Here is a 3,256-nt window from a genome sequence, read left to right on the forward strand (position 1 = left end):
GGCGCCAAACCGCGCCGCCTGTCCGGCGGCCAGGCCCAGCGCGTCGCCCTCGCCCGCGCCCTGGCCACCCGGCCCCGGCTGCTCCTCCTCGACGAACCCCTGGCCGCGCTCGACGCCCGTACCCGGCTCGACGTACGCGCCCAACTCCGCCGCCACCTGGCCGAGTTCGAGGCCGTCGCGGTCCTGGTCACGCATGACCCGCTGGACGCCATGGTGCTGGCCGACCGGCTCGTCGTCGTCGAGGACGGCGGCATCGTCCAGGAAGGCGCCCCCGGCGACATCGCCCGCCGGCCCCGCACCGACTACATCGCCCAACTCGTCGGGCTCAACCTGTACCGGGGACACGCCGACGGGCACACCGTCCACATCGACGACGACGGCCCGGCGATCACCATCACCGAGGACCTGACGGGCCCCGTCTTCCTCGCCTTCCCGCCGGGGGCGGTGACCCTGCACGGCGAGCGCCCCACCGGGTCCAGCGCCCGCAACCTGTGGCGCTGCGAGGTGAGCGGCATGGAGACCCACGGCGACCAGATCCGCGCCGCCCTCACCGGCGAACTGCCCCTCGCCGCCGACCTCACCACGGTCGCCGCGGCCGAGCTCGACCTGCACCCCGGCGCCACCGTCTGGGCCACGGTCAAGGCGGCCCAGACCCACGCCTACCCCGCCTGAACCGGCACGGCCCCGACCTGCCGCTCGCCACTGCCTGCCGGGCGGCCGCGTGCCCCGCGGATCGATCGGGGAGGATGACTCCGAAGATCGTCCGGACCCTGCGGGTCCCCCGCCTCCTGAAAGGAAACGACGCGTCCATGCATGTCCTCGTGACCCGTGCCCTGCCCGAGGCCCGCGGATGACCGGCGCCGAGGCCCCCGTCCTCGTACACCGGCAGGGCCGGGCCGCCCATCTCGTCCTCAACCGGCCCCGCGCCCTGAACGCGCTCAACCACGACATGGTGCGCCGCATCGACGAGGCACTCACCGCGTGGGAGCACGACGACACCGTCGCGACCGTGGTCGTCAGCGGCGCGGGGGAGCGCGGCCTGTGCGCGGGCGGCGACATCCGGGCCGTGCACGACGACGCGCGCGACGGGGACGGCGCGGCCTCCGCGGCGTTCTGGCGCGACGAGTACCACCTCAACGCCCGGATCGCCCGCTACCCCAAGCCGTACGTCGCCCTCATGGACGGCATCGTGATGGGCGGCGGCGTGGGCGTCTCCGCCCACGGCAGCGACCGGATCGTCACCGAACGCTCGCGGATCGCCATGCCGGAGACCGGCATCGGCTTCGTCCCCGACGTCGGCGGCACCCGGCTGCTGTCCCGCGCCCCCGGCGAACTGGGCACCTGCCTCGCGCTGACCGGCGACTCCATCGGGGCGGCCGACGCGCTGCTGTGCGGGCTCGCCGACCACTTCGTGCCGGCCGCCGCGCTCCCCGGCCTGGTCGAGGACCTCGCCGCCCTGCCCGTACGAGAAGCCGTCGCCCGGCACGAACAGGCGCCGCCCGCAGGAGAGTTGGCCGCACGCCGGGAGTGGATCGACGCCTGCTTCGCGGCCGGCACCGTCGAGGAGATCGTCGCGCGGCTCCTCGACCACGGCGAGCCGACGGCCAAGGAGACGGCCGAGACCCTGCTGGGCAGGTCGCCCACCTCGGTGAAGGTCACCCTCGCCGCCGTGCGCAGGGCAGCCGAACTCGGCTCGCTGGAGCAGGTGTTGGACCAGGAGTACCGCGTCTCCCTCGCGGCGCTCGGCAATCCGGACCTCGTCGAGGGCGTCCGCGCCCAGGTGATCGACAAGGACCGCAGGCCCCGCTGGTCGCCGCGCACCCTCGCCGAGGTCACCGACGCCGACGTGGAGCGCCACTTCGCCTCCCTGGGGCCGCGCGAACTCGGGCTCGGCTGAACCTCTCCGAGGCACCCGGCGCGGTGCGAGCAAGATCACTGCGCCGGGTGCTGTCTTGGCCATGCTCGCGACACGCGGTACCTTCAGTGCGTATCGACGACGGCACGACGGAAGCCGGTGGAAATCCGGCACGGTCGCGCCACTGTGTGCGAGCAGCTCAAGGACTGCTCGTGAGTCAGACCCGTGGCTGTCGTCCTGTGCACCACCGAGATGGGACGCGAACTCCCGAGGAGGCCCTGCCATGGCGCAGCATGTCGCCCAGCCGACTGCCACCACCCCTGTCCTGCCGGCGAAGTTGCCGTTGAAGGCGATAGCCCCCTGGGCCGTCTTCTTCGGTGTGCTGATGCTGGTCCTGCTGTACTTCGTCGGCGCCGAACAGGGCGCCACTTCCGTGTTCAGCGGCGCGGAAGTTCATGAATGGGTGCACGACGCCCGCCACCTGCTCGGCTTCCCCTGCCACTGACGTAAGGGACGCCGTCCGGCTCATGAACTCAACAACCGTAAGAAACCTGCTCGTTCGCGGCATGCTCGCCGGCCTCGCGGCCGGCGTGCTCGCCCTGATCGTCGCCTACTGGCTCGGCGAGCCGAACGTCGACAAGGCGATCGGCTTCGAAGAGGCGCACGCCGGCCACTCCCACGGGGACGAGGTCGAACTCGTCTCCCGCAGCCTGCAGTCCACTGCGGGCCTGGCCACCGGGGTCCTCGTCTACGGGGTCTCCTTCGGCGGCATCGCCGCCCTCGCCTACTGCTTCGCCCTGGGCCGGGTGGGCCGCTTCGGCCCGCGCGCCACGGCGCTGCTGCTGTCGGGGTGTGCGCTGCTCGCCGTGTACGTCGTGCCGTTCCTGAAGTACCCGGCCAATCCGCCCGCCGTCGGCAACCCCGACACCATCGGCAAGCGGACGACGCTGTACTTCCTGATGATGGTGCTCAGCGTGCTGGTCGCGGTGGCCGCCACGCTCGTCGGCAAGCGGCTCGCGCCGCGGGTCGGCACCTGGTACGCCACCGTCCTGGCCGTCCTCGGCTTCGCCGTGGTGATCGGTCTGGCGTACGCGTTCCTCCCCGTGGTCAACGACGTGCCGGAGCACTTCCCGGCAGCGCTGCTGTGGCGCTTCCGGCTGTCCGCCCTGGCCATGCAGATCACCCTGTGGGGCGGGTTCGGCCTGCTCTACGGGGAGTTGGCCGAGCGCCTGCTGAACCCGAAGCCGGCGACCGTCCCGCCCGTACAGGCGTCGGTGCCCGCCGGGCAGTGACCTGATCCGACGCACGCACGGGGCCCGCGGAACCCTCCGCGGGCCCCGCCGGGCCCATCCGGCCCCGTTTCGCGCAGCAGGCGCCGCCGACCGCCGCGGGAGTGCGGTC

General features: G+C 73.0%; 4 protein-coding genes and 1 riboswitch. All 4 genes read left to right on the forward strand.

The window, feature by feature from the left end; all coding sequences use genetic code 11:
• Nucleotides 1–672, forward strand: a 672-nt coding sequence (locus G3I40_RS01805) for a TOBE domain-containing protein (protein WP_164300371.1), incomplete at its 5' end; no start/stop codon positions are given.
• A gap of 178 nt (nucleotides 673–850) precedes the next feature.
• Complete coding sequence (locus tag G3I40_RS01810) at nucleotides 851–1,897, forward strand: enoyl-CoA hydratase/isomerase family protein (protein ID WP_164300372.1); 1,047 nt, start codon at nucleotides 851–853, stop codon at nucleotides 1,895–1,897.
• A gap of 109 nt (nucleotides 1,898–2,006) precedes the next feature.
• A riboswitch (cobalamin riboswitch) is annotated at nucleotides 2,007–2,078 on the forward strand.
• Between the two features lie 60 nt (nucleotides 2,079–2,138).
• The gene (locus tag G3I40_RS01815) at nucleotides 2,139–2,360 is read left to right on the forward strand and encodes a CbtB-domain containing protein (RefSeq protein ID WP_164300373.1); all 222 of its coding nucleotides are present in this window, start codon (nucleotides 2,139–2,141) and stop codon (nucleotides 2,358–2,360) included.
• A 22-nt stretch (nucleotides 2,361–2,382) separates the two neighbouring features.
• Nucleotides 2,383–3,147, forward strand: a complete 765-nt coding sequence (locus G3I40_RS01820) for a CbtA family protein (protein WP_164300374.1) — start codon at nucleotides 2,383–2,385, stop codon at nucleotides 3,145–3,147.
• The last annotated feature ends 109 nt before the right edge of the window (nucleotides 3,148–3,256 follow it).

This window comes from Streptomyces sp. SID14478 (assembly GCF_010548525.1).
Lineage (GTDB): Bacteria > Actinomycetota > Actinomycetes > Streptomycetales > Streptomycetaceae > Streptomyces.